Consider the following 22,828-nt stretch of genomic DNA (forward strand, 5'->3'; position numbering starts at 1 on the left):
ATGGAGGGGAATTGAGGTGTATTTATCAAATATAGTATTTAATATCAAATGGTGACTGGTTTACAACTTAAACCATTCTTCCCTTCACCCCTTGCCTATATTTCCTAATTTGAATATCTTTAAAACTTCAAACATTGTTTAAAAACATAGACCTTTAAATAGTAATATGACATTTCAAGAACAGATACAGCAGGGGATTCCTGATCAGCTGCCACAACCGAAACCATACGAAACCAATATCAACCATGCTCCGAAGCGTAAAGAAATTTTAGGGGAAGAAGAGAAAAAACTGGCATTGAAGAATGCTTTACGTTATTTCGACCCTAAATTTCACGCAGAACTCATTCCTGAATTCAAGCAGGAACTGGAAGATTATGGAAGAATCTATATGTACCGTTTCCGTCCGGATTATGAAATGAAAGAAAGACCGATCACAGATTATCCCGGAAAATCTGAACAGGCAAAAGCGATTATGCTGATGATTCAGAATAACCTGGATTATGCGGTAGCGCAGCATCCTCACGAATTGATTACCTATGGTGGAAACGGAGCCGTATTTTCTAACTGGGCACAGTATCTGCTGACAATGAAATATCTGTCCGAAATGAGTGATGAACAGACATTGGTGATGTATTCAGGACATCCGATGGGCTTGTTCCCTTCTCATAAAGATGCACCGAGAGTGGTGGTTACAAACGGAATGATGATCCCAAACTATTCAAAACCTGATGATTGGGAGAAATTCAATGCATTAGGCGTTACCCAATACGGACAAATGACGGCAGGAAGTTATATGTATATTGGCCCTCAGGGAATTGTTCACGGGACAACGATTACAGCTTTAAATGCTTTCAGAAAGATCAGAAAAGAACCGAAAGGAGGCCTTTTCGTGACTTCAGGATTAGGGGGAATGAGTGGTGCCCAGCCAAAAGCCGGCAATATTGCCGGCTGTGTGACGGTATGTGCCGAAGTGAATCCGAAAATTACCAAAATCCGTTATGATCAGAAATGGGTGAATGAGATTCATGAAGATCTTGATGCACTGGTAAAAAGAGTAAGAGAAGCACAGGCTAACAAAGAAACTGTTTCTCTGGCTTATCTTGGAAATGTGGTGGATGTATGGGAGAAATTCGATCAGGAAGATTTGAGAATTGATATCGGTTCAGACCAGACTTCGCTTCACAATCCTTGGGCAGGTGGTTACTATCCGGTGGGACAAAGCTTTGAAGAATCAAATATAATGATGGCTGAAAACCCTGAATTATTCAAAGAAAAAGTTCAGGAAACGTTAAGAAGACATGCAGCAGCTATCAATAAACATACAGCAAAAGGAACTTATTTCTTCGATTACGGAAATGCCTTCTTACTGGAAGCTTCCAGAGCAGGGGCTGATGTAATGGCAGAAAATCCGACATTAGGAAGAGAATTCAGATATCCGAGCTATGTTCAGGATATTATGGGACCAATGTGCTTTGATTATGGTTTCGGGCCGTTCCGTTGGGTATGTACAAGCGGAAACCCTGAAGACCTGAAAAAGACGGATGATATTGCGTGTGCCGTATTGGAAGAAATGATTAAGAACTCTCCTGAAGAAATCCAGCAGCAGATGAAAGACAACATCCAGTGGATCAAAGGAGCACAGGAAAATAAACTGGTGGTAGGTTCCCAGGCAAGAATCCTGTATGCAGATGCAGAAGGAAGAATGAAGATAGCAGAAGCCTTCAATAAAGCTATTAAAAACGGAGAGATAGGACCTGTGGTATTAGGTAGAGACCACCATGATGTGTCAGGAACAGATTCTCCTTACAGAGAGACTTCCAATATCTATGACGGCTCAAGGTTTACTGCAGATATGGCTATTCACAATGTGATTGGTGACAGTTTCCGCGGGGCTACCTGGGTTTCCATTCACAATGGTGGCGGAGTAGGCTGGGGAGAAGTGATTAACGGTGGTTTCGGAATGCTTCTTGACGGAAGCGATGATGCCGACAGAAGACTGAAGTCTATGCTTTTCTGGGACGTAAACAACGGAATTTCAAGAAGAAGCTGGGCAAGAAACGAAGGTGCTATTTTCGCTATCAAAAGAGCCATGGAAGCAGAACCGAACCTGAAGGTGACCCTGCCAAACCTTGTAGACGAAAACTTACTGTAATATATAAATTCAGCATTGGCAACGATCAACAAAAAACTGTTTTCACATCTGAACGTAGAGGATAACGATCCTGTATGGGAAAAATTTGCTGAGGTTGAATTTTCAAAAAAAACGATATTTCCGGACCGCAAAGCCTATCTTCTGGAAGATGGGCTTGTCCGAAAATATTACATCAGCAGCACATCGGATATGGATACCGAAATCTGTGCAGAATTTTACTTTCCGGGAGATATTTTTACCGTTGAAGAAAAAACCTCCGATGCGGTTTACGAATCCATCAGCAGCGGTCTGGCATGGGAAATTACCCTGGATGAGGTGAAAGATATGTTTGCTTTAAATCCGCACTGCCGTTTTGTACAGAATTATTATCTCAGCAGAAAACTGAATGCGGCCATGAAAAGGGAAATGCTCCTGTTGAAAAATACACCTCAGGATTTGTATGAATACCTTCTGAAGAACAAACCTCATTACATCCAGAATATTCCTTTAAAATATCTGGCCTCTTACATTGGCATTACGCCTATCTCTTTAAGCCGAATCAGGAAGCGTATTCATTAGTGTTATTTTTAACGCCACGCTCGCAAAGATTTTTCACTTTATTTTTACGTTCGCAAAGTCGCTGTCACTCAGCAACAGTATATTTTTAGCTGAATGAAATGCCCTTGCGATCGAAAAAATAGTCATCATTATATATTCTTTGCGTACATCGCGTTTTATCTTTCAGGATATTAATTAATTATCTTTTGTTTATTGTCTTGCCTTCCGTAAGTTTCTTCCTTTGCTGAAAAAAGAATATGGAAATACAAAAATTAAACTGGGCAGGTATCCAACTAACATCACATCACAAAACCATCTTAATAGACGCTGTAGAAGATTACTCTTACTATAAACCCGTTTTAGGGGATGCTGTTGAGAATCTTATAGAATTTTCAGACCATGTAAAGGCTGATTATATCCTGTTTACGCATATGCATCTCGATCATTTTGATAAAGGAGTCATCCGGAAATGTTTAAAGAATGACGGAAAGCTCATTGTATATAAAGGACTTGAAGATGTGGTAAGAAAAATTTTGGTTGACGTAGAGATGATTCTTCTTGATCTTGATGAAACTTTCACAGAAAACAACATCACCTTCAAACCCGTATTTGCTATGGATGGATTGGGAGAAATACAGTCGTCCTGGATTGTAGATGACGGGGAAACAAAGATCTTTCACGGTGGAGATACCATCTGGCACAACCAGTTCTGGAAGCTCGGAAAAGAAAATCCAAATATAGATTATGCATTTTTACCCGTAAACGGTGTTGTGGTCAATTTTGAGATCATCGGTTTGGAGTATAGCCCGGTTCCTGCTTCGCTTAATCTGAAAGAAGCCTTTGCTGCGGCTCATTTGCTCCATGCAAAAAAACTGGTCCCTATACACTATGGCTTGTTTACGCATGAAAAATTTTATATTCCTCAGGTATTTGATAATCAGGATTTGAAAAACGTTTCAGAGGAAGTAGGACAGGAGTATATGGTTTTGAAAGATGGAGCGATGCTGGTAGAATCTTAACTAATATTTGTAATGAAAACTGTCATTCTGAGTGAAATGCAATGGAATGAAGAATCTCAACATCAATAGGAACGGGCTTTAGCCCGTTTTTTTAGAATAATTTTCCCACTCTAATTGTTATTTCCGATCCAATTGTAATTCCATACTTTCTTTATCATACGTACAACTTCCCACGTCCTTATGTCATTCCGTAGGAATCTCAACAGAGATTAAATATCTGAAATCCCAGAACAGCTAATGAGCATATTCATATTTTCTCAAATAGCACAAGATTTATATTTTTATTTGTGAAATATCTATTAAGTGAATTTCAAAGTTTTTGAAATTTCTAATATCTCTAACTGTTTGGACTAATGAAAATTTTGCAATGTTTTGCAATCTTATTTTTCAAGAAATCATCAAGTTCTTTTATTAAACCTGGATCTTTAATTCTATTGAATAAACTTAATTGAACATAGTTAGTCTTATCAGACATTACTTCGTGAATATCAATTATAAGAGTTTTTAATTCTTCGAAGTTCAATTTTTTTCTAAAACTGAAGTATGCTCCAATTTCCATAAGAGCATTATCACTATCAATTTTATATTTTTTAAATAGTCCTTTAATTAATTCATCTCGAATAATTATTTTTAAATTCTTTGGTATTTCAGAATAAACTAATGAATCTTTTATGGTTTGAAGGTTATTATATGTATTTGATCTTTGTGATAAATTACCAGTTACACCTCGTGTATTAACTACAATTGAAATGTCATCATTTGGATTCGCAAAATGTTGATAGAATTCTAAGCCAAAATAATTATCTAAATATCTTTTGATGACATTTATTCCACTACCACCAAGTACACAATAAATTGAGTCTTTATATAGGATAAATAGTACAAATGAGAATTCTATTAGGTCAAAATTTTGCTCTCCAATTAATTGATCAGGTAAGAATAGCTTCCAATAGTTTTGATTTTTTGGTTGATTATAACAATATGTAAAAAAAGTAAACTCACCATCATCAAATTTTTCTAAGTTAGGCTTTACGATAGACATATCCTCATCATTTGCATAGAGATGTTTTTTATGATTTTCTCTAATTAATTCAATTATTTCTTCATCATACTTATCTTTGAATTCGTAGTGGAGTTTATCAATCTTAAAAATTTTTAAATTAAATTTTACTTTTTTCAATGCCATAGTTAATAGTTTATTCAAAAATAAATAATATGAGGTACATCAACCTCCGTATTTCTACGGTAATTTCTCCAAATATAAACTACATCACTCTCAAAACCTTACGGGTTTCCGTAATCCCAAAAATCTCCCACTTCAAAACAACCCTGTTTGCAACCACCCGGCACCTACAGTAGTCTAAAACAACAGTAAAACACCCTTCCCAATCTCTCCGTTTGTTAAAAACAAGTATGTTTGGAACTTCCCAAGGTCTTGGGAGGTCTCCTGCAAGTTTGGGGAAACTTCTCAAGACCTTGGGAGGTTTGTTGCATGTATGTTTGTAACCAAACAACTTTTTTCTATATTTGATTGTTAATTTATTAATCCCAAAAAACACAAAAATGAAAATTGCACTCACACAGCTGAGCACTAAAGATCTTGCGACTTTAGCTCAGAGAATTCTTTCTAATGCCCAATCCGGAAAATATCCTGTTATTGCGAGCCATCCTCTTGTATCAGCTCTGGAAACGTCTTATACGGAATACGACAAGGTTTATACAAAGCAGATCTACAGCGGAAAAGGAAAAAACGTAGCCATGGCCGATCAGGAAAGGGATACCGCTTATGCCAATCTGAAATCTTTCCTGAACGGATATCGTAAGCTGCCTTTTGCAAGCAACTATCAGCTGGCAGAGGAACTCTACGGAGTGTTCAAAACTTTTGGGCTGAATCTGGGCAGGCTGAGCTATTCTTCACAAACCGCTCAGATGAAAAAACTGATTGAAGCGCTGGAAACCCCGGAAAATAAACAAAAGCTCTCACTTCTTTCTCTGGATGCCGCTTTTGCAGAAATGAAAGGTAAGCATGATGTTTTTGAAAACCTGTTTGCAGAGCAGGCAGAAGCCAATGCAGATCTTCGCCAGATGACAAGTGCCAGCGCCATCCGTAAAGATCTGGAGAAAACAGTGAAGTCTTATCTTAATCTGCTTACAGTAATGAAAGAGGTACCGGGATGGGAACTTCTTTATACTGATACAAATGAACTGGTGAAGGCTGCCAGAAATTCTTCTTTAGGGAAGAATGAAAATGGCAATACTGCACCGAAGAAATAAGTGTTTTTTGTTGGAGTTCGCAAAGGCTCAAAGTTTTTTTTAATCTTTATATTGCTTTTAAGGCACAAGAAAATCATAGATTTTCAGCAAGGGGATGCTGCCTGCTTTTCCTTCAGATTTAACAGATCTCACAGATTTTATAGGAATGAACTTTAAAATAAACAGTATTCAATTTTATCTCCGATAAAATCTTTGCGTCTTAAAGCAGTAATTTTTTATGATTATTTTGCGCCTTTGCGTTTCCCAACAAAATATATTTTTTTTGACGCAAAGATTTTAAATTATTACTCTTTTTAAAAATAAGGAAGCAAAGGTATGTGGCTGCACCACTGATAAAGCGGGATGTAAAACGTTAGCTTCATAAAATCAATCTTGATTGATTCTTTCTTTGCCCGCTTGGTATAGCATTTTTAATTGGATCTTTGCGTTTTCAATAGCGGTACAAAAAAACTCAGCAAATCGCTGAGTTTTTATTTTTTAAACCATTAAGGATTTTTAAGGTGTGAAGATAAGTTAAGGAAATATCAAAGATTTTTTTAAGATGTGTGTTTTATCTTAATATTCTTAATACTTTCAATCTTCTTAATGGTTTATTGATTCTTAAGGGCCTTTATTTCTTCCTGCAACCTTTGGTTTTCCTTTTTCAGGTGTTCTATATAATCTCTTTGGTTTTCCAGAAGGAATTCGGGTATGTTGCAGTAATAATTTCCACTTACTGTTCCAATATTATTACTATTGGTGTTATTTTCGAAATTATTGATCTGCCTTGCTTCCTCTTCTTCATAGATATCTTCTACAGGAACATCCAGGAAACGGGCGATTTTCTCCCATTCGTCTTTTCTTATGGAAACGTCTCCGCTTTCTTTTCTGCTGTAATTAGATACATCTGTTGCAATGATGTCGGCGATCTGTTGTTGTGTGATGCCTTTTACTTTTCTTGCATTGCGTAGTTTTTCTTTTTGCATGACCCGTATTTTCTACAAATATGCAAAATTTTTGTTGGAGAATCGCAAAGACGCAAGTTTTTTATGCCTGATGTGTTATTTTAAGGCGCAAGAAAATTATAGATTTTCAGCAAGTGAAGCGTCATTCAATTTTATCGTAGATAAAATCCTTGCGCCTTAAAGTAGTAATTTTTTATGATTATTTTGCGCCTCTGCGTTTTTCCAACAAAATATATTTTTTTGACGCAAAGTTTTCAATTATCCTATTTTTTAGAAAGGAAGCAAAGTTTTGTGGCTGCGCCACTGATGAAGCGGGATGTAAACGTTAGCTTCATAAAATCAATCTTGATTGATTCTTTCTTTGCCCGCTTGAGTATAGCATTTTTAATTAGATCTTTGCGTTTTCAAAAGCGTTACAAAAAAAACTCAGCAAATCGCTGAGCTTTTATTTTTTGAACCATTAAGGATTTTTAAGGGGTGAAGATAAGTTAAGAAATATCAAAGATATTTTTAAGCTGTGCACTTCACCTTAATATTCTTAACTATTTAATTTTTCTTAATGGTTTAATGTAATTTATTATTTCACAGCCGCAATAGCCGCCTCATAATTCGGTTCCTGGGAAATATCCGGTACCTGCTCTTCATAGATGATTTTTCCTGAAGGATCTATCACCACAACTGCCCTGCTCAGAAGCCCTTTCATTGGAGAATCTACCAGCTCCACACCATAGTTCCACCCGAAGTCGGAACGGAAATCTGAAAGCATTACCACATTTTTGATTCCTTCGGCACCACAGAACCTTTTCTGGGCAAACGGCAGGTCTTTGGAAATACAAAGTACTACGGTATTGGGAAGATTTCCCGCCTCTTCATTGAAATGGTGCACGGAGGCAGAGCATACTCCTGTATCTACACTCGGAAAGATATTCAGAATAACATACTTCCCTTTGTAGGAATCCAGGGTCTGATCATTCATATTGACATCCGTAAGGGTAAATTTAGGGGCTGGCTTATTGAGAGCCGGCAATTTGGCATAGGTATGAACTTCCTTTCCTCCCATTAAAACAGTATTGATAGCTTTGGATTTTTGAGCAAAGCCTACTGCAGAACAGAATAAGAGTGTGCTTAAAACTAATTTTGAAAACATGAAATTTTATTTTTCAGCTAAATTATTCTTTTTTCAGGAGCTAAGATTAATTTTAATTCAAATAGATCAAATCTATTGTCAGAATATTTTTTTCAAAACAATTTACCTCTACCTTTATATTATTAAATCTCCGGAAGAAGGAGAATCTTATCACATAAAAAATAGAAAGATTTATGAGTTCAGAAAATACAGCATCATTTCATCACATTTTTAAGAGTGAAAACGAAATTCCTGAAGAATATAAAGTTCCGGTGATCCATCAGAGAACTTACCTTTTAAATGGCGAACTGGTAGAGTGGAACGGTGATGTCACCGAAATCTATTCACCTGTATGCATTCCTACAGAAAACGGATTGGAAAGAAAGCTTCTGGGAAGCATTCCGAATATTGGCCCAAATGAAGCCATGGAAGTCCTTGAAGCTTGTGTAAAAGCCTATGATAATGGTCTAGGTGAATGGCCGACTATGTCTGTGGAAGGACGAATTAAGTGCATGCAGAAATTCGTGTACCTGATGATTCAGCAGAGAGACCTGATCATTAAGTTACTCATGTGGGAAATCGGAAAAACGCTGGCCGATTCTACAAAAGAATTTGACCGTACTGTAGATTATATCAACCAGACCATTGATGCACTGAAAGATCTGGACAGGGAATCTTCCCGTTTTCAGCAGGCAGAAGGGACTATTGCACAGATCAGAAGAGCACCGCTTGGAGTAGTATTAAGTATGGGTCCGTTCAATTATCCTCTGAATGAAATTTTTACCACACTGATTCCTGCCCTGATCATGGGAAATACCATTCTTTTTAAACTTCCGAAACATGGTGTATTGGCACACTATCCTTTGCTAGAGGCTTTCAAAGAAGCATTCCCGAAAGGAACGGTGAATACTTTATACGGAAAAGGTTCAGAAATCATTACTCCGATTATGGAAAGCGGAAAGGTGAATGTCCTTGCTTTCATCGGGTCCAGTAAAGTGGCAAACGGACTGAAAAAGCTGCACCCGAAAGTAAACCGTTTAAGAGCCATTTTAAGTCTGGATGCGAAAAATGCAGCTATTGTTACCAAGAATGCAAACCTGGATGTTGCTGTGAGTGAATGTATTTTAGGAGCACTTTCTTTCAACGGACAGCGTTGTACAGCACTGAAGCTGATCTTTGTTCAGAAAGAAGTGGCGCTGGAATTTACAGAGAAGCTGAGTGCAGCAGTTTCTGCGCTGAAACCGGGGCTGCCATGGGAAAAAGATGTGAAAGTGACACCGCTTCCGGAAGTCAATAAACCTCCTTATTTGAAGGAATGTATTGATGATGCCCTGCAGAAAGGAGCTGCAGTGCTGAATAAAGATGGCGGCTACACGGATGAGTCGTTTGTTTTCCCGGCGGTAGTATATCCTGTAAACAGTGATATGAAGCTGTATCATGAAGAGCAGTTTGGTCCCGTGATTCCTGTTGTTCCGTTTGAAGATATAGAAGAACCTATAGAGTATCAGGTAAATGCGTCACACGGGATGCAGGTAAGTATTTTCAGTGAAGATCCTCAGGAAGTGGCGAAACTGATTGATCCATTCGTGAATCTTGTAAGCCGTGTCAATATCAACTGTCAGGCGCAGAGAGGTCCGGATGTTTTCCCTTTTACGGGAAGAAAAGACAGTGCGGAAGGAACACTTTCAGTTTTTGATGCGCTGCGTTCATTCTCCATCAGGTCTTTGGTAGCAGCAAAACTTACGGATTCCAACAAAGAGTTACTGAATACAATCGTAAAAGAGCATGATTCCAATTTTTTAAGTACAGATTATATTTTCTGATCTGGCTGAAACTGTATTTAACATAAAATAAAAATCCTCAATAAACTTCTTTGTTTGTTGAGGATTTTTTTAACTTAATGCCGGAAATTAAAGTTTTGTGTTATAATAAGGTGGTGTTTTTTAGAAATATCATCTATGATCAGTTTGTAAATCATGCCTTCAGCGGAAAAAGAATTTTTAGAGAAAATTGAAAAACATAAAGGAGTGGTTTTCAAAATCTCTAAAATGTATATGGATAATAAGGACGATCAGAATGATCTCTACCAGGAGATCATCTACCAGGCCTGGAAATCATACGGTGATTTTCAAAAGAGGAGTGATTTCTCCACATGGCTGTACAGAACTGCACTTAACACAGCAATTGTTTTTTTGCGAAGTGAAAAAAAACGTAGTTTTATACAGAATCAGAATGTAGATGGACTGAGTGCCCGGCAGGAGCCTTATAATGATACAGATGATATAAATATGAAGAGGATGTACGATGCAATCCATCAGTTGAGTCCCATTGATAAAGCGCTGATATTTTTCTTTTTAGAAGGTTTTTCCGGAAAAGAAATTGCAGTGCAGCTGGGAATTACCGAAGTGAATACAAGAGTAAAGCTGAAAAGGGCTAAAGAAAAACTGAAAGAGATCATTACCCGCCAGAATACGGGCTCCTATTAAAAGATAACACTATGGAGTTAGAAAATTTTAAAGAACTTTGGAATAAAGATACAGGGCAGGAATCTCCTGAAATTTCTCTGGAAAAGAAAAGAGAAATCCATTCTCCGCTGCAGATGCTGAAAGTGAATATGGAAACTGAATTCTGGCTGATGATTGTAACACTGCCAATGCTTTTAACCGGTTTCCCTTTTGCTTCTGCAGATTATAATATCAGGACCATATCAACATTTGTCACCATCCTCACTGTTGCGATTATCGTTTATTTTTATTCCCGGTTCCTGAAACTGTATAAGCTGCTCAGGAAAAATAGTATCAATACCAATTATGACCTGTTCAATCTTAAGACCCAGCTTCTTATCTCGAAAGAAATTTATATTTCCTATTATATTTCTTATATCCCTCTCGGATTCCTTTTGTCCCTGATTAAAATCAACTTCCATTTTGACATGGAATATAATCTGGCGATCTTCGGAATCAGCCTTCTGATTACATTATTGCTGATTGCTTTTATCATCAGATACTGGATCTATTATATGTACGGAAGGTATATTGATGATGTGGTGCGGCTGGTAGATGAACTTAACGGAATTGAAGTAAGCCCGAAACACGAAAAGAAAAAGACCTGGTTTGAACGCTCACAGAGTTTTTTCATGAATAAAATGGGAATTAAAGGAAATATTCTGAATACTGTCATATGGTTTGTATCCATGTATATTTTTATCATTTTATTCCTGACACTTGTTCTTCTGATCATCATCATACTGGGTGCAAAGCTGGATTTCCTAGATATCGGATCATTGCAGAGGGCTTTAAATAAACTTAATTAGAAGAGTTTGTCTTCTGTAAATTTTCTATCTTTAACAAGTTGAGCTGTTAAAAAATATCAGATGGATGAGATTAAAAATCAGATGTATTCTATAGAAGAATTTCTGGAATTTGTGAAGCATAAGAAAGACAGGAAAGAATCCTATGACCCCGAATACAATTATGCGGTGTATTCTTCAAAAGAAGAATTTGAGCCTGAAATGAAAATTTTCATCGGAGATCCTCTTGATATTGGTGAAAATGATAATGAAATCTTACCCGATTTTGTATACCATAATAAACTGAATTATATGTGCTCTGATGAGAATATTCAGGATGTGGTAGATCTTGCTTTCCGGCAGTATGGAGATGTTACTTCTTCACAGCTTATCACCGCCTTGAATCATTATCTTCAAAAAGATGATTTTCTTGATTTTAAATAAGACTTTTATTGCAGCTGAAATAATAAAAGTCTTCTGGAAGAATTGAAGATATAAATAGTTTCGGCGGGCTGAAAGCCCGCCGAAACTATTATCATTATTGTGCTTTATTTTTAGTTTACCTGGCAATTTAATTTTTTTTCCAATACAGCGGAGGATGTTTTTTATAAATAAAAATAAAATCGCGCCCGCCGCCCCCCCCCCCCCCCCCCCCGAAACTATTATCATTATTGTCCTTTATTTTTCTTTTCCCTGGCAATTTCATTTTTTATCCAATCCAGCTGAGGATCTTTTTTATCAATAATATCCTGCATGCTTTCAATAACTTTTACATCAGGAATAACCCCTTTCCGTGAATCTGAAAAATTGATATTAGGCTGTACCAGAAGCAATCCGATAGGAAATCTTATTTCAGAATTGGGAAGCTTCTGATACGAATAAAAACCTGCAACAGTTCCGTCATTGGCACCACCAGTCTCTTCTCCCACCAGCGTTGCTCTTTTATCATTCTTAAGCTTGGCCGTAATAATAGAAGAGGCTGAAAAACTTCCACCATTGATCAGTACAAAAACTTTTCCATGAAAGGCCTCTTTTTTAGGTTTTGTAGGTTTGTCAGCTTTCATTTTATAGAAAACCTTTCCGCCTTTTTTATACGTACTGAAAGCCTGTGCGAAAAAATAACTTGGGTAGGCAATACTTTTCAGCGCATATTCCAGCGGGTTGCTTTTCCTGAAGTAATTGGTACGCAGAGGTGTATTCCTTGCGGTCACCTGCGAAGGTTTGATAAGAGTAAATGGTGCATCTGCCAGATAGGAATACAGATTGTTGATCTCATAAAGAGAGCCTCCATAGTTGTTCCGGACATCGATAATGAGATAAGAAGATCTGGCATTACTGATCCTGGCAAAAGTTTCCTTATAGAACCTATCCGAAAAGTCCCTGGAAAAGCTTTTCACTTTTATATAAGCAATAGTACTGTCTTTATCGAGAAATTTGAAGCTTCTGTTATAAGAATCGCTGGAGGCTACATAATCATTCAGTTTCTTTTCCCGGGTCTTTTTCTGCATTTCCTTGTCCTTTTCAAGATCAGAGTCGGATTTTGTTTCCCTGGTTATGGTATATGTTTTCTTTTTTCCCCTGTAGAGTGTTTCAAGGGTGGCTTTGCTGCCAAAACCATTTTCTGCAGTATAAAAATTAAAGAAAAGATCCTTTAAAAAATAAGGATAGAAAGTAGTATTATCGCCGTCACTGCTAATGAGGCTTCTGTATTTTTTTATATAATCGGATACAGGAACATGATTGATGGATAAAATTTCGGTTCCGGGTTGTATATGCTCAATAGAATCTTTGTTGTCAATAATATACATTCTATCTCCTGAAATATAATATTCAAAACGACTGAACATGCCTTTCTGATGTTCCAGCTTTTTAATTTCGTTTTTGGTAAATTTTTTTCTGGGAATTCTTAGCGAAAGATGTCCTTCCCGAATGCCGGCAATCACGGGCTGAAACTTAAAATAAAACTGAAGAGGAGTAAGAGGTTCAGTAATTGTCTGCTTGAGACTGTCAAATTTATGTTCCAATTCCTTCTTGGGAATATACCAGTATAATTGAGGATGCATTTGCTGTAATTTTGAATAGGCAAAATCCACATCCTCTTTAAGTTGTTCCGGTGGAATACATGCAGCACGCTGTTCGTTGTGTTTTTTTATAGAGGCACAGGACGAAAGTATAGCGAGAAGAAATATTACCGAATAATTTTTCAATGTATCTGAGTTTTTTTAACGTGCTAAAATAGAAAGTTTAAAATTAATCATGATTTAAATGAGTAATAAATTTTCCAAAATACATGATAAATTTAGTTAAAAAATGTAGTAAAATGGAATATATTTTCATTTAAAACTAAAAGGCTATACATTTGATATTTATTTTATACGGATGATTTACTGGATTATTACGAGTGTGGCTGTTCTGACAGTTACTTTTTTTATTGTGATCAATATGAAGGCGTTTGGCGGGGTGCCCAAAGGAAAGAGGCTGAAGCGGATCAGACAGTCGAAACTCTATAAAAACAAGCAGTTCCGGAATATCAGCCATACTCCTTCCATCACAGAAGGATATAAAATGTCGAAGGTGGCGTTTGATTTCTTTTTAGGCAAGAAAGATCCGCTGTTGAAGCCTCTGAAGGCTATCCCATCTTTTCATACGGATTTGAAGAATATAGATAAAAATCAGGATGTATTTATATGGCTGGGGCATTCATCTTATTATTTACAGACAGATGGGGTTTCTTTTTTAATTGATCCTGTTTTGAGTCTGTATGGTTCACCTTTTAAATATTTTAATAAAGCATTTAAAGGATCGGATATTTTCAGGCCTGAAGATATTCCCGATATTGATTACCTTGTCATAACCCATGATCATTTTGATCATTTGGATTATCCCACTGTACAATCTGTCAGAGACAGAACAGGAATGGTAATTTTTCCTCTGGGAGTAGGAGCACATTTGGAAAGGTGGGGGTATACTGAAGACAAGCTTATTGAAGAAGAGTGGGGAGCAGAAGTTGATCTGAAAAATGACCTGAAAATTATTTTTACACCTGCCAGACATTTTTCCGGCAGGAGAGTGAGAAAGAATGATACCCTTTGGAGTTCTTATGTCCTGATTACGCCAACAAAGAAAATTTTCTTAGGAGGAGACAGTGGTTATGATAGCCATTTTAAAACAATCGGAGAGAAATATGGTCCTTTTGATTATGTAATTCTTGAGAACGGACAATATGGAGAAGCATGGAAGTACATCCATACGTTACCGGAAGATGTTATCCAGGTTGCTATTGATCTCAAAGCAGAACGTATTATTCCTGTTCATGCTGCAAAATTTGCACTTGCACTTCATCCATGGAATGAACCTTTACAAAAGATAGCTCTCGGAAAAGAAAAAAAACTGAATATCCTCACCCCGATGATCGGTGAGGTAGTAGATCTGAATCAGTCAGAGCAGCAATTTACCACCTGGTGGGAAAGCTGATCAGGCATGCCAGATTTCTTTATATCTTGTGGGATGATTTTCAAACTGTTGTCTTACAAAATCACATTCCGGGTCTACAAGCAAATCTTTTTCTTCTGCATAACGTACCAGCTCATCCAGCAATAGTTTGGCGTATCCTTTTCCCTCACGTTCTTCATCAAGCTTTGTATAATATACGATAAGCAGCCTTCCGTCAATCTCTATGGACATATAACCTGCCTTTTTATCATCAATAAACAGCTGCAATTCATCCTGATATGGAGATACCTGAAACTTTATATTTTCCATAATTATTAAGATTTGGTTGATTAAATATTGAAGAAGATTTCTAAAAAAAATTCTTTTCACTAAAATTACGAAATTAAATGATATCAAATAATAGTCTTTGATAATCTTAACGAATTTTATAACATAAATGGGAAAAAGATAAAAGATAAAAGATAAAAGATAAAAGATAAAAGATAAAAGATATTGTCGTTAAACAACTATTATGCATCCGGATATCAACATCAATAGAGGTGGGCTTTAGCCCACTTACTAAAAAATATCATCAGCTGGCTTTAGCTGAAACTTAAACGGCTTTCTTTTAAAAGTATGATAGATTATAAGTAATTAAATATCATTAAATAAATGTTGTTTAGCAAAATTAATTTTTCTCAATAATGGAATTAAAGCGGTTATTACCTGAAAATTTATCAAAAAATATAGAATGTATTTTGAATATAATCAGATGTTTATGGTTTTTCTTAACAAATATTAGCATTTACAGTTAATAATTGGCACTTTAATTGACTATCTCTTCATGTTTAATCTTAAAGTGGAGTGAAATGAAAAAATTAATATTAACAGCATTATTGGTTGGGACATTTAGTTTAACTTATGCCCAGTCCGATTATTATAACGATTACAGAAGGAGTATTTCAGATATCAACTGGCAAAGAGTGGTTACTGATCTTGTACTTTCAACAACACAGGCCAATCAGATCTATGTATTGAATGACAGGTATCGTGATTATGATTCATGGAACAGGGTTTATGTAGTAGAGCCGGGAAGATGGAGAAACGACCGTTATTCTGAACTGGAAAGAATCCTGGGGAGAGAAAAGTATATTATCTTTAAAAAGAAATATTACAGAGGACAAAATCCTGTCATAGTGTACGGAAGAAACAAAAACGATTACAAAAAGTTCCGTAAAGAACAGGAAAAATACTATAAAAACCAGGAGAAATACTATAAGAAACAGAACAAACATCGTGGTCATGGACATGACGACGATTGGGATTAACAATTATCAACTATATTCACTTACATGGCTGGCATCTTTGTCAGCCATTTTTATATCCGGTCAGAAATATTTTTATCATTAATTTGTTTGCATTTTATAATTTTGATATATGGAAACACACGAATCACTTAAGGACTTTTATGAAAGAAATGCTCCCAATCTGGAATCACCGTGTATCGGAATCAGTAAAATGGGGCATTTCAATGTATTTTCCCGGGAACACTGCTCATTACTAACCCCTTACAGCAGGAGGTATTATTACAAAATTTCACTGATCATAGGAAAGGGAAAACTTCATTATGCCGATAAATGGATTAAAGTGGACCGCCCTGCTTTATTGTTTTCAAATCCTAATATTCCTTATTCATGGGAGGCGGATGATGCCAATCAGAAAGGCTGGTTCTGTCTGTTTACAGATCAGTTTCTGCATAATGGAAGCCGTATGGGTAATCTTCAGGATTCTCCGCTTTTTAAGATTGGAGGAACTCCGGTTTTCTTTGTTGATGAAGAACAGCAGAAAACACTTTCGGATATGTATGCAAAAATGATGACTGAAATTCAGTCGGATTATATTCATAAATACGATATGCTGAGGGCGTATCTTCATCTGATGATCCATGAAACCATCAGAATGCAGCCGGCAGAAAGTTTTGAGCCTTATCAGAATGCCTCGCAAAGAGTAGCTTCTTTGTTTATGGAATTGCTGGAAAGACAATTTCCGATCGACAGTCCTGCGGCCTGTTTAAAATTAAAAACTCCCAATGATTATGCGCAGAGCCTTTCCATACATGTGAATTCATTAAACCGTTCTGTAAAAGAGATTACAGGGAAAACAACCAGTCAGCAGATCACTGCAAAGATTATTCAGGAAGCACATGCCTTGCTCACCCATACAGACTGGAATATCTCTGAAATTGCTTACGGCCTGGGTTTTGAAGAACCTGCATATTTTACCAACTATTTTAAAAAACAGACGGGAATTACCCCAAATGCTCTACGAATGAACCTTGTTTGAATTTTATAATTCTTGGTTTGAATTCTATATAACAGTTGATCTTTCCATATTCTAATTTTGTCTTGTAAAATTAAATCATACCTATCATGAAATTTAAAAAATTAGGAAACACAGAAGAACAGTTATCAGCAATCGGTTTAGGATGCATGGGGATGAGTTTTGCTTATGGTCCTACCGACGAGCAGGAAAGCATCAATACCTTACACAGAGCGTTGGATTTGGGCGTTAACTTTTGGGATACAGCAGATATGTATGCCAATGGAGAAAACGAAAAACTGATCTCTAAGGTTTTGGTTCCGAACAGAGATAAAATTTTTATTGCTACCAAATTCGGATTCAGATTTAAAGATGGTAAAGCAAGCCACAGCGGAGCTCCGGGAACTTATTTCGATGGTTCTCCGGAATGGATCAGACAGGCAGTAGATTTAAGCCTTCAAAGATTAAAAATCGATACTATTGATCTGTATTACGCCCACAGAGTAGATCCTAATGTTCCTGTAGAAGAAACAGTAGGGGCAATGGCAGAATTGGTAAAGGCAGGAAAAGTGAAATATCTCGGATTGTCAGAAGCTTCGGCAGAATCTATCAGAAAAGCCAATAAAATTCACCCGATTGCAGCTTTACAGTCAGAATATTCTATTTTAACCAAAGATATTGAAAAAGAAATTCTGCCGACCATCAGAGAACTGGGGATTTCTCTGGTTCCTTATTCACCGCTGGCAAGAGGGCTCTTCACCAATATCTATGATGCGCAGAATCTTGGCGATGACGATTTCAGAAAATCATTACCGCGTTATCAGCAGGAATATCTTGAAAATAACACTAAGCTGGCTAACGAAATCAACGAATTTGCAGCTTCCAAAGGAGTGAAAGGAACCCAGCTTGCCCTAGCTTGGGTACTGAACCAGGGAGATGATATCATCCCGATTCCGGGAACGAAGCGAATCAAATACCTGGAAGAAAATATTGCTGCGGTCAATATAGAGCTTTCCCAGTCGGATCTGGATACCATTGATGCCATCCTGAAAAAATATCCTAACGTAGGAGAAAGATACAATGAAGGTTCCATGAAATTGGTAAACAACTAAAAACTATTTTTATATAAAACTGAGTTCCTTCTTATGAAAGGAGCTCAGTTTTTTTACATTTATATTAAATGAAAAGAACCTAACTATGAACAGAAGAGAATTATTAAAGAAAGGATTATTGGCAGGAACATTAAGTATGATTCCTTTTTCCGGTTTAATGGCAGAACAGAAAACCATTCCGGAAAAAACAGGGGACGATCTTTCCGGCTTTAAAAAACTGAAGCTTGGTGAGCTTGAACTATTTGTTCTTACAGACGGATATATCCATGAAGAAAACCTGAATTTATTTGCGCCACGAGGCACCGTTGCAGAATTAAAATCAATCCTTAAAGATAATTTCAGACCAGAGAATTATATTGATATGGCAATGAATATTCTATTGGTTAAAACAAAAAATAAACTCATTCTATTAGATACCGGAATGGGGATTTTTGCTGATGAAAGAACAGGATTTCTGTTAAAAAGCCTGCAAAAAGCTGGTTTTACCTCTAAAGATATTACTGACGTTTTTATTTCCCATGCCCATCCTGATCATATTGGGGGAGTTGTGGACAAAAAGAATCAGTTTATTTTTCCTAACGCAGATATTTTCATCGCTAAAACAGAACATGACTTCTGGATGCAGGCTTCTATCAAAGACTTCAACAACAGTGCTCTGAAAACACAACCTGAATTCCTTAATCAATTTATCCCGGCCGTACGGAATATTCTGAAAACGATTCAGCCAAAACTGAAATTTTATGATCTTAATAATCCGTTATATGACCATTTCAGCTTTCAGCTGGCACCGGGTCATACACCAGGCCTGACAGTTACAACAATTTCTTCTGGAAATGAAAAGCTGATCTATATTGCAGATCTGATTCATTCCGATGTGATCCTTTTTCCGCACCCTGAATGGGGGTATTTCGGAGACACAGATCTGGATATCGCGACTGCTTCAAGAAAAAAACTACTGAAGCAGCTGGCAGATACCAGGATCAGAGCATTTGCTTACCATTTGCCATGGCCGGGCCTGGGCTTTACAAAAGAAAATACTACCGGATTTGAATGGTTTCCTGAGAGTTTTATGAGTTAGGTGGCAGGCAGCAGATGGAGGTAATAGTAGAGATTAAGGATTTGGAATCGTTGTACCTAATCAATGAACAGGTGCTCAGCATTCCCCTCCTTTGGAGGGGTGGCAAAAATTCAAAGAATTTTTGACGGGGTGGTTAACATGAACAGGTCGTTAATTATATAAGATATTTCAATCAATAGAAGCGGGCTGAAGCCCGCTTTCACAATCAACGTTTATACATTCGGTTTTAGCCAAAACTTATTGATTTAAACTTCAATAACATAAAACAACAGCACCTCCCGGGAAACGAGAGGTGCTGTTTCGAACATAAGAAAATTTTAAAATTATGCTTCGCCAAATACCATTTCAGGAGAATACAGTTTCCTGAACATCAGGTAAGTTATGGTAAGCACAGAAAAGGCAACTATCGCATCCACTGTAGATGACAAACCAAGTACTGCAATTTTTGAAAAGAAAGCGAAGAGAATATCAAAGAACATTCCTGCAAATACCCATTCTTTTAGTCTTAATAATTTGTTGGGAAGCAGAAGAACGATAACCCCTGAGATTTTAAAAACTCCCAGTATGTAGATAAAATGAGGTGGATAGCCAAGTTGTTGCGTAATGTCCCAGACTATCGGATTTTTTGTAAGTTCAAAGAACCCGCTGGCTCCAAACCATAATGACATAAAAATAGCTCCGGCCCAATAGATGATTTTTGTAGTTTTTGTTTTCATTGCTGTATATTTTAGTTGTTATTAAGTAGAAATTACTTAAAAGATGTTTTTGCAGATCCTGAGATTTCTCCGGTTTTGACATTCTGAATGAAAGCTATAACTTCCCAGTTTTCAGGAGAAAAACTTTCAGGAAGTTTGAATGTTGTTATTCCTTTCTGCTGTTTATTCAGTGAAATCTGGTTTTGTTTGTGAACGATTTGCCAGTGATGCAGATGATGCCCTTCGTTTTCACCTTTTCCAACCTGGGTAGAAGAATGTTTTTCAACAAGATTAACGAGAAGAGCACTATTAGAATCTGAGGCTGAAGTTTTATATTGAACATCAATCTTATTCCGGGAAATATTTGCCGATAGCGTTACATCTGTTTTTTTAGAAACAAGCAGGGCTTTCTGAATGCTATTTTTAATATGATTCTCATCAGAGCCTACAAATTCCGTTTTTCCATTAATTACCAGCTGCGGAGTGTAAACCTGTGAATTCAAAATACGGCTGTACTGCTGCTGTCGCTGCGAATTTTCGGCAGTACTGAACCGGTCTTTCCATCCAAGACGGTTCCAGTAATCAACATGGTAGGAGAGAAGATAAACCGGCTCTCCTTCATATTCCTTTTCAATTTTTCCCATCAGTTCATCTGCAGGAGGACAACTTGAACAGCCTTCTGAAGTAAAGAGTTCCAAAACCGCGAACCCACTATTTTCAGAGGCTGGATGTTGTGCTGTCTTTTGATCTTTATTTTGATGAATAAATGCTGAAGTTGGAAATAACACTGCGGTAAAAGCGCTTACTGTGATTAAGTTTTTTAGTATCATGTCTTTTAATTTGATTCAAAAGTAGATACTTGATAAAGGCAAAAGAATATGAAACAGGTTCAACCGGACAAATTAAAAGGTGAACCCGGAAAATGTGAGGGGAAATATTTTGAGGCTGGAAGCTGGAAGTGAGAAGCTGGAAGTTTTTGAGTGTGAAAAGGAATAGTGTTTTATTTTTTTATTATAAAAAACAAGCTTAAGAAATTAAAACAGATCAAATAAAAAGCAAAAGAAAACCCCGATTATTTCAATCAGGGTTATAATGTAGAGTTCTATATCTTAGAATGACTGCAAGTACTTCCAGCTCTCAGCTTCAAACTTCCTTACTCCCTTACCTGTCTTCAAGCCAAGTAAAGAAACTATGCGTTTTTTCTTTATTAATCAAAAGTTTTTCAGGCGTTTCAACAGTAAGTTTTACAAGAATTTTACGTTGGAAATAGTGCTCCATCTCTTTAATAGCTTTGAAATTAACAAGATATTGTCTGTTTACTCTGAAGAATTGCTTGTCTGAAACCTGTTCTGCTACCTGTCCAAGAGGTTGGGAAAGGGGAAATTGTTCCCTGGCAAAAGTTACCAGATGCGTGATTTCATTATGGATATAAAAATAAGCAATATCTTCAGTAGGAATAGTGGTATATTTTTGATTTCTAAAAACCAGAAAACTACTCTTACCGGCAGCAGCAGGCTGGTTGATTTTCTGTATCAGTGATTCCAGGTCCGGCAGATCATTTTTCCGGAAGAATTTTTTCAGTTCATCCACTTTTTTCAGTGCTTCAGCAATGTCTTCCTTTGAAAATGGTTTTAAAACATAGTCAACACCTTTGCTTTTAAAGGCATCCAACATGTACTGGTCAAAGGCTGTACAGAAAACTACAGGACAGGTGATCTCCACCGATTTGAAAATCTCAAAGGAAAGTCCGTCAGAAAGATGGATATCCATAAAGATAAGATCAGGTTTGATATCTTTTAAACCTTCGATACTTGTTTCAATACTGTCGTAAACACCCAGGATCTTGGAGTCCGGTTTCAGGTCTGAGATTAAATGCTGCAGGGATTTTGCAGCCCTGAATTCATCTTCAATAATGATTATATTCATGGATTAATGGTAGTTTTATCTGGAAAGTTTGTTCGTTCGAATGAATAACGATGTCCTTTTCCAGTAAGTGTTTGTAACGCATTTTAATATTATCAAGCCCTACTCCCAGCGAATCTTCTGTATTCATTTTCCGCTGGATGGGATTTTCAATGACAATCTGGTTATCTGTGCTATAGATTTTAATGTGCAAAGGTTTGCTTTGTGAAACAATATTGTGCTTGATGCAGTTCTCCACCAGAAGCTGAAGCGTGAAAGGCGGAATAAGGGTTGTGTTAATTTCTTTTCCAAGTTCGTTGGTAAACCTGATTCCTTCCCCAAAACGTGCTTTCTGAAGAAAAAGATAAGCGTCTACTATTTTCATTTCTTCCTGAACACTGATCAGATCCAGTTTTCTGCTTTCCAGTGTGAACCGGTAAAAATCTGAAAGTTTTACAATAAAATCAACTGTTTCTTCATCATGGGTTTCTGCCATTAATTTTAAGGTATTCAAACTGTTGAAAAGAAAATGTGGATTGATCTGCTGCTTTAATAGCTCGTATTGAGCTCCCAGATTGTCACTTTTTACCTTTTCCAGTTCAAGCTGTATCTGCTGTCCCGTATAATTGTTCTGAAGCAGCGTAAGAAACATATAGCATACCAGGTTGATCAGAATTCCCCTTACTTCCACCATCAGCATCACCGGACCAAAATTGATATGAGATAAAATCAGCTGCTGAATCCATGCCAGCCCAAACATGATCACCATCCCGAAAGCCAGTACAACCATCAATCTGGAATAGGAGATATGCTGCCTGCGTTTTGTACGGTTCAGCATATAGATATTGATATACCACATGATGATGGAAAAAGCTGCTGTAATGGCTGGTGAGATTTTTATTTTTTGCTGTTGCATGAAATCTGCTGATTTAAAAAGGTTAAATTAATG

Annotated in this window: 22 protein-coding genes; 13 read left to right on the plus strand and 9 right to left on the minus strand. The window is 36.9% G+C overall.

Annotated elements, in window-relative coordinates; all coding sequences use genetic code 11:
- Positions 1-166: 166 nt before the first annotated feature.
- The 3 genes from ACE3RB_RS10495 (at position 167) to ACE3RB_RS10505 (ending at position 3,708) form a co-directional block, all read left to right on the plus strand.
- Positions 167-2,152: a urocanate hydratase gene (locus ACE3RB_RS10495; RefSeq protein ID WP_374464181.1), complete on the plus strand. Its 1,986-nt coding sequence runs from the start codon at positions 167-169 to the stop codon at positions 2,150-2,152.
- A gap of 15 nt (positions 2,153-2,167) precedes the next feature.
- Complete coding sequence (locus tag ACE3RB_RS10500; protein WP_374464182.1) at positions 2,168-2,710, plus strand: Crp/Fnr family transcriptional regulator; 543 nt, start codon at positions 2,168-2,170, stop codon at positions 2,708-2,710.
- Between the two features lie 236 nt (positions 2,711-2,946).
- Positions 2,947-3,708 (plus strand): MBL fold metallo-hydrolase, encoded by a 762-nt coding sequence (locus ACE3RB_RS10505; protein ID WP_374464183.1) that lies wholly within the window; start codon positions 2,947-2,949, stop codon positions 3,706-3,708.
- A gap of 337 nt (positions 3,709-4,045) precedes the next feature.
- Here ACE3RB_RS10505 and ACE3RB_RS10510 read toward each other — a convergent pair whose 3' ends face one another.
- Positions 4,046-4,894 carry a hypothetical protein gene (locus ACE3RB_RS10510; RefSeq protein WP_374464184.1) on the minus strand — a complete coding sequence of 283 codons (849 nt, stop codon included), beginning with the start codon at positions 4,892-4,894 and terminating at the stop codon, positions 4,046-4,048.
- Positions 4,895-5,271: 377 nt separating this feature from the next.
- Here ACE3RB_RS10510 and ACE3RB_RS10515 point away from each other — a divergent pair, with 377 nt between their 5' ends.
- A complete protein-coding gene (locus tag ACE3RB_RS10515) occupies positions 5,272-5,982 on the plus strand; it encodes a DUF6261 family protein (RefSeq protein ID WP_374464185.1) in 711 nt (236 codons plus the stop codon).
- 590 nt (positions 5,983-6,572) lie between these two features.
- On the opposite strand, the gene ACE3RB_RS10520 is transcribed toward ACE3RB_RS10515, so the two are convergent.
- Positions 6,573-6,947 (minus strand): helix-turn-helix domain-containing protein, encoded by a 375-nt coding sequence (locus tag ACE3RB_RS10520; protein WP_374464186.1) that lies wholly within the window; start codon positions 6,945-6,947, stop codon positions 6,573-6,575.
- Between the two features lie 556 nt (positions 6,948-7,503).
- The gene (tpx, locus tag ACE3RB_RS10525; RefSeq protein WP_374464187.1) at positions 7,504-8,073 is read right to left on the minus strand and encodes a thiol peroxidase; all 570 of its coding nucleotides are present in this window, start codon (positions 8,071-8,073) and stop codon (positions 7,504-7,506) included.
- Between the two features lie 173 nt (positions 8,074-8,246).
- On the opposite strand from tpx, the gene ACE3RB_RS10530 reads away from it, so the two are divergent.
- The 4 genes from ACE3RB_RS10530 to ACE3RB_RS10545 all read left to right on the plus strand — a co-directional run bounded on the left by ACE3RB_RS10530 (position 8,247) and on the right by ACE3RB_RS10545 (position 11,785).
- Positions 8,247-9,875, plus strand: coding sequence for an NADP-dependent glyceraldehyde-3-phosphate dehydrogenase (locus tag ACE3RB_RS10530; protein ID WP_374464188.1), 1,629 nt, complete (start codon positions 8,247-8,249; stop codon positions 9,873-9,875).
- 153 nt (positions 9,876-10,028) lie between these two features.
- Entirely contained in the window at positions 10,029-10,538 is a 510-nt protein-coding gene (locus ACE3RB_RS10535) for an RNA polymerase sigma factor (protein WP_374464189.1), read from the plus strand.
- Between the two features lie 11 nt (positions 10,539-10,549).
- Positions 10,550-11,365 (plus strand): hypothetical protein, encoded by an 816-nt coding sequence (locus tag ACE3RB_RS10540; protein ID WP_374464190.1) that lies wholly within the window; start codon positions 10,550-10,552, stop codon positions 11,363-11,365.
- 60 nt (positions 11,366-11,425) lie between these two features.
- Positions 11,426-11,785 carry a hypothetical protein gene (locus tag ACE3RB_RS10545; RefSeq protein ID WP_374464191.1) on the plus strand — a complete coding sequence of 120 codons (360 nt, stop codon included), beginning with the start codon at positions 11,426-11,428 and terminating at the stop codon, positions 11,783-11,785.
- 224 nt (positions 11,786-12,009) lie between these two features.
- Here ACE3RB_RS10545 and ACE3RB_RS10550 read toward each other — a convergent pair whose 3' ends face one another.
- The gene (locus ACE3RB_RS10550; protein WP_374464192.1) at positions 12,010-13,548 is read right to left on the minus strand and encodes a S41 family peptidase; all 1,539 of its coding nucleotides are present in this window, start codon (positions 13,546-13,548) and stop codon (positions 12,010-12,012) included.
- A gap of 172 nt (positions 13,549-13,720) precedes the next feature.
- On the opposite strand from ACE3RB_RS10550, the gene ACE3RB_RS10555 reads away from it, so the two are divergent.
- On the plus strand, positions 13,721-14,815 hold the full coding sequence (locus ACE3RB_RS10555; protein ID WP_374464193.1) for an MBL fold metallo-hydrolase: 1,095 nt from the start codon (positions 13,721-13,723) through the stop codon (positions 14,813-14,815).
- Here the strand turns inward: ACE3RB_RS10555 and ACE3RB_RS10560 are convergent, their stop codons facing one another.
- Positions 14,816-15,103 carry a GNAT family N-acetyltransferase gene (locus ACE3RB_RS10560; protein ID WP_374464194.1) on the minus strand — a complete coding sequence of 96 codons (288 nt, stop codon included), beginning with the start codon at positions 15,101-15,103 and terminating at the stop codon, positions 14,816-14,818.
- Positions 15,104-15,642: 539 nt separating this feature from the next.
- On the opposite strand from ACE3RB_RS10560, the gene ACE3RB_RS10565 reads away from it, so the two are divergent.
- From ACE3RB_RS10565 to ACE3RB_RS10580, 4 genes are all read left to right on the plus strand, one after another.
- Complete coding sequence (locus tag ACE3RB_RS10565; protein ID WP_374464195.1) at positions 15,643-16,101, plus strand: hypothetical protein; 459 nt, start codon at positions 15,643-15,645, stop codon at positions 16,099-16,101.
- A 109-nt stretch (positions 16,102-16,210) separates the two neighbouring features.
- Positions 16,211-17,116: a helix-turn-helix domain-containing protein gene (locus ACE3RB_RS10570; protein ID WP_374464196.1), complete on the plus strand. Its 906-nt coding sequence runs from the start codon at positions 16,211-16,213 to the stop codon at positions 17,114-17,116.
- Positions 17,117-17,202: 86 nt separating this feature from the next.
- Positions 17,203-18,204, plus strand: a complete 1,002-nt coding sequence (locus tag ACE3RB_RS10575) for an aldo/keto reductase (RefSeq protein WP_002978012.1) — start codon at positions 17,203-17,205, stop codon at positions 18,202-18,204.
- Positions 18,205-18,289: 85 nt separating this feature from the next.
- Positions 18,290-19,282: an MBL fold metallo-hydrolase gene (locus ACE3RB_RS10580; RefSeq protein ID WP_374464197.1), complete on the plus strand. Its 993-nt coding sequence runs from the start codon at positions 18,290-18,292 to the stop codon at positions 19,280-19,282.
- A gap of 323 nt (positions 19,283-19,605) precedes the next feature.
- Here ACE3RB_RS10580 and ACE3RB_RS10585 read toward each other — a convergent pair whose 3' ends face one another.
- From ACE3RB_RS10585 to ACE3RB_RS10600, 4 genes are all read right to left on the minus strand, one after another.
- Positions 19,606-19,998: a DoxX family protein gene (locus tag ACE3RB_RS10585; protein WP_374464198.1), complete on the minus strand. Its 393-nt coding sequence runs from the start codon at positions 19,996-19,998 to the stop codon at positions 19,606-19,608.
- A gap of 32 nt (positions 19,999-20,030) precedes the next feature.
- Complete coding sequence (locus ACE3RB_RS10590) at positions 20,031-20,807, minus strand: DUF1223 domain-containing protein (protein WP_374464199.1); 777 nt, start codon at positions 20,805-20,807, stop codon at positions 20,031-20,033.
- A 331-nt stretch (positions 20,808-21,138) separates the two neighbouring features.
- Positions 21,139-21,903, minus strand: a complete 765-nt coding sequence (locus ACE3RB_RS10595) for a LytR/AlgR family response regulator transcription factor (RefSeq protein ID WP_374464200.1) — start codon at positions 21,901-21,903, stop codon at positions 21,139-21,141.
- Positions 21,884-22,795 (minus strand): sensor histidine kinase, encoded by a 912-nt coding sequence (locus tag ACE3RB_RS10600; protein ID WP_374464201.1) that lies wholly within the window; start codon positions 22,793-22,795, stop codon positions 21,884-21,886. Before ACE3RB_RS10600 ends, ACE3RB_RS10595 begins: the two co-directional genes overlap by 20 nt.
- Positions 22,796-22,828 lie beyond the last annotated feature (33 nt).

The organism is Chryseobacterium sp., from assembly GCF_041914225.1.
Taxonomy (GTDB): domain Bacteria; phylum Bacteroidota; class Bacteroidia; order Flavobacteriales; family Weeksellaceae; genus Chryseobacterium.

Bases quoted from the DNA above. Each gene is read 5' to 3' on its own strand.
- ACE3RB_RS10495 (WP_374464181.1), top strand. From the start codon at position 167: ATGACATTTCAAGAACAGATACAGCAGGGGATTCCTGATCAGCTGCCA.
- ACE3RB_RS10505 (WP_374464183.1), top strand. From the start codon at position 2,947: ATGGAAATACAAAAATTAAACTGGGCAGGTATCCAACTAACATCACAT.
- ACE3RB_RS10510 (WP_374464184.1), bottom strand. From the start codon at position 4,894: ATGGCATTGAAAAAAGTAAAATTTAATTTAAAAATTTTTAAGATTGAT.
- ACE3RB_RS10515 (WP_374464185.1), top strand. From the start codon at position 5,272: ATGAAAATTGCACTCACACAGCTGAGCACTAAAGATCTTGCGACTTTA.
- ACE3RB_RS10520 (WP_374464186.1), bottom strand. From the start codon at position 6,947: ATGCAAAAAGAAAAACTACGCAATGCAAGAAAAGTAAAAGGCATCACA.
- tpx (WP_374464187.1), bottom strand. From the start codon at position 8,073: ATGTTTTCAAAATTAGTTTTAAGCACACTCTTATTCTGTTCTGCAGTA.
- ACE3RB_RS10530 (WP_374464188.1), top strand. From the start codon at position 8,247: ATGAGTTCAGAAAATACAGCATCATTTCATCACATTTTTAAGAGTGAA.
- ACE3RB_RS10535 (WP_374464189.1), top strand. From the start codon at position 10,029: ATGCCTTCAGCGGAAAAAGAATTTTTAGAGAAAATTGAAAAACATAAA.
- ACE3RB_RS10540 (WP_374464190.1), top strand. From the start codon at position 10,550: ATGGAGTTAGAAAATTTTAAAGAACTTTGGAATAAAGATACAGGGCAG.
- ACE3RB_RS10545 (WP_374464191.1), top strand. From the start codon at position 11,426: ATGGATGAGATTAAAAATCAGATGTATTCTATAGAAGAATTTCTGGAA.
- ACE3RB_RS10555 (WP_374464193.1), top strand. From the start codon at position 13,721: ATGATTTACTGGATTATTACGAGTGTGGCTGTTCTGACAGTTACTTTT.
- ACE3RB_RS10560 (WP_374464194.1), bottom strand. From the start codon at position 15,103: ATGGAAAATATAAAGTTTCAGGTATCTCCATATCAGGATGAATTGCAG.
- ACE3RB_RS10565 (WP_374464195.1), top strand. From the start codon at position 15,643: ATGAAAAAATTAATATTAACAGCATTATTGGTTGGGACATTTAGTTTA.
- ACE3RB_RS10570 (WP_374464196.1), top strand. From the start codon at position 16,211: ATGGAAACACACGAATCACTTAAGGACTTTTATGAAAGAAATGCTCCC.
- ACE3RB_RS10575 (WP_002978012.1), top strand. From the start codon at position 17,203: ATGAAATTTAAAAAATTAGGAAACACAGAAGAACAGTTATCAGCAATC.
- ACE3RB_RS10580 (WP_374464197.1), top strand. From the start codon at position 18,290: ATGAACAGAAGAGAATTATTAAAGAAAGGATTATTGGCAGGAACATTA.
- ACE3RB_RS10585 (WP_374464198.1), bottom strand. From the start codon at position 19,998: ATGAAAACAAAAACTACAAAAATCATCTATTGGGCCGGAGCTATTTTT.
- ACE3RB_RS10590 (WP_374464199.1), bottom strand. From the start codon at position 20,807: ATGATACTAAAAAACTTAATCACAGTAAGCGCTTTTACCGCAGTGTTA.
- ACE3RB_RS10595 (WP_374464200.1), bottom strand. From the start codon at position 21,903: ATGAATATAATCATTATTGAAGATGAATTCAGGGCTGCAAAATCCCTG.
- ACE3RB_RS10600 (WP_374464201.1), bottom strand. From the start codon at position 22,795: ATGCAACAGCAAAAAATAAAAATCTCACCAGCCATTACAGCAGCTTTT.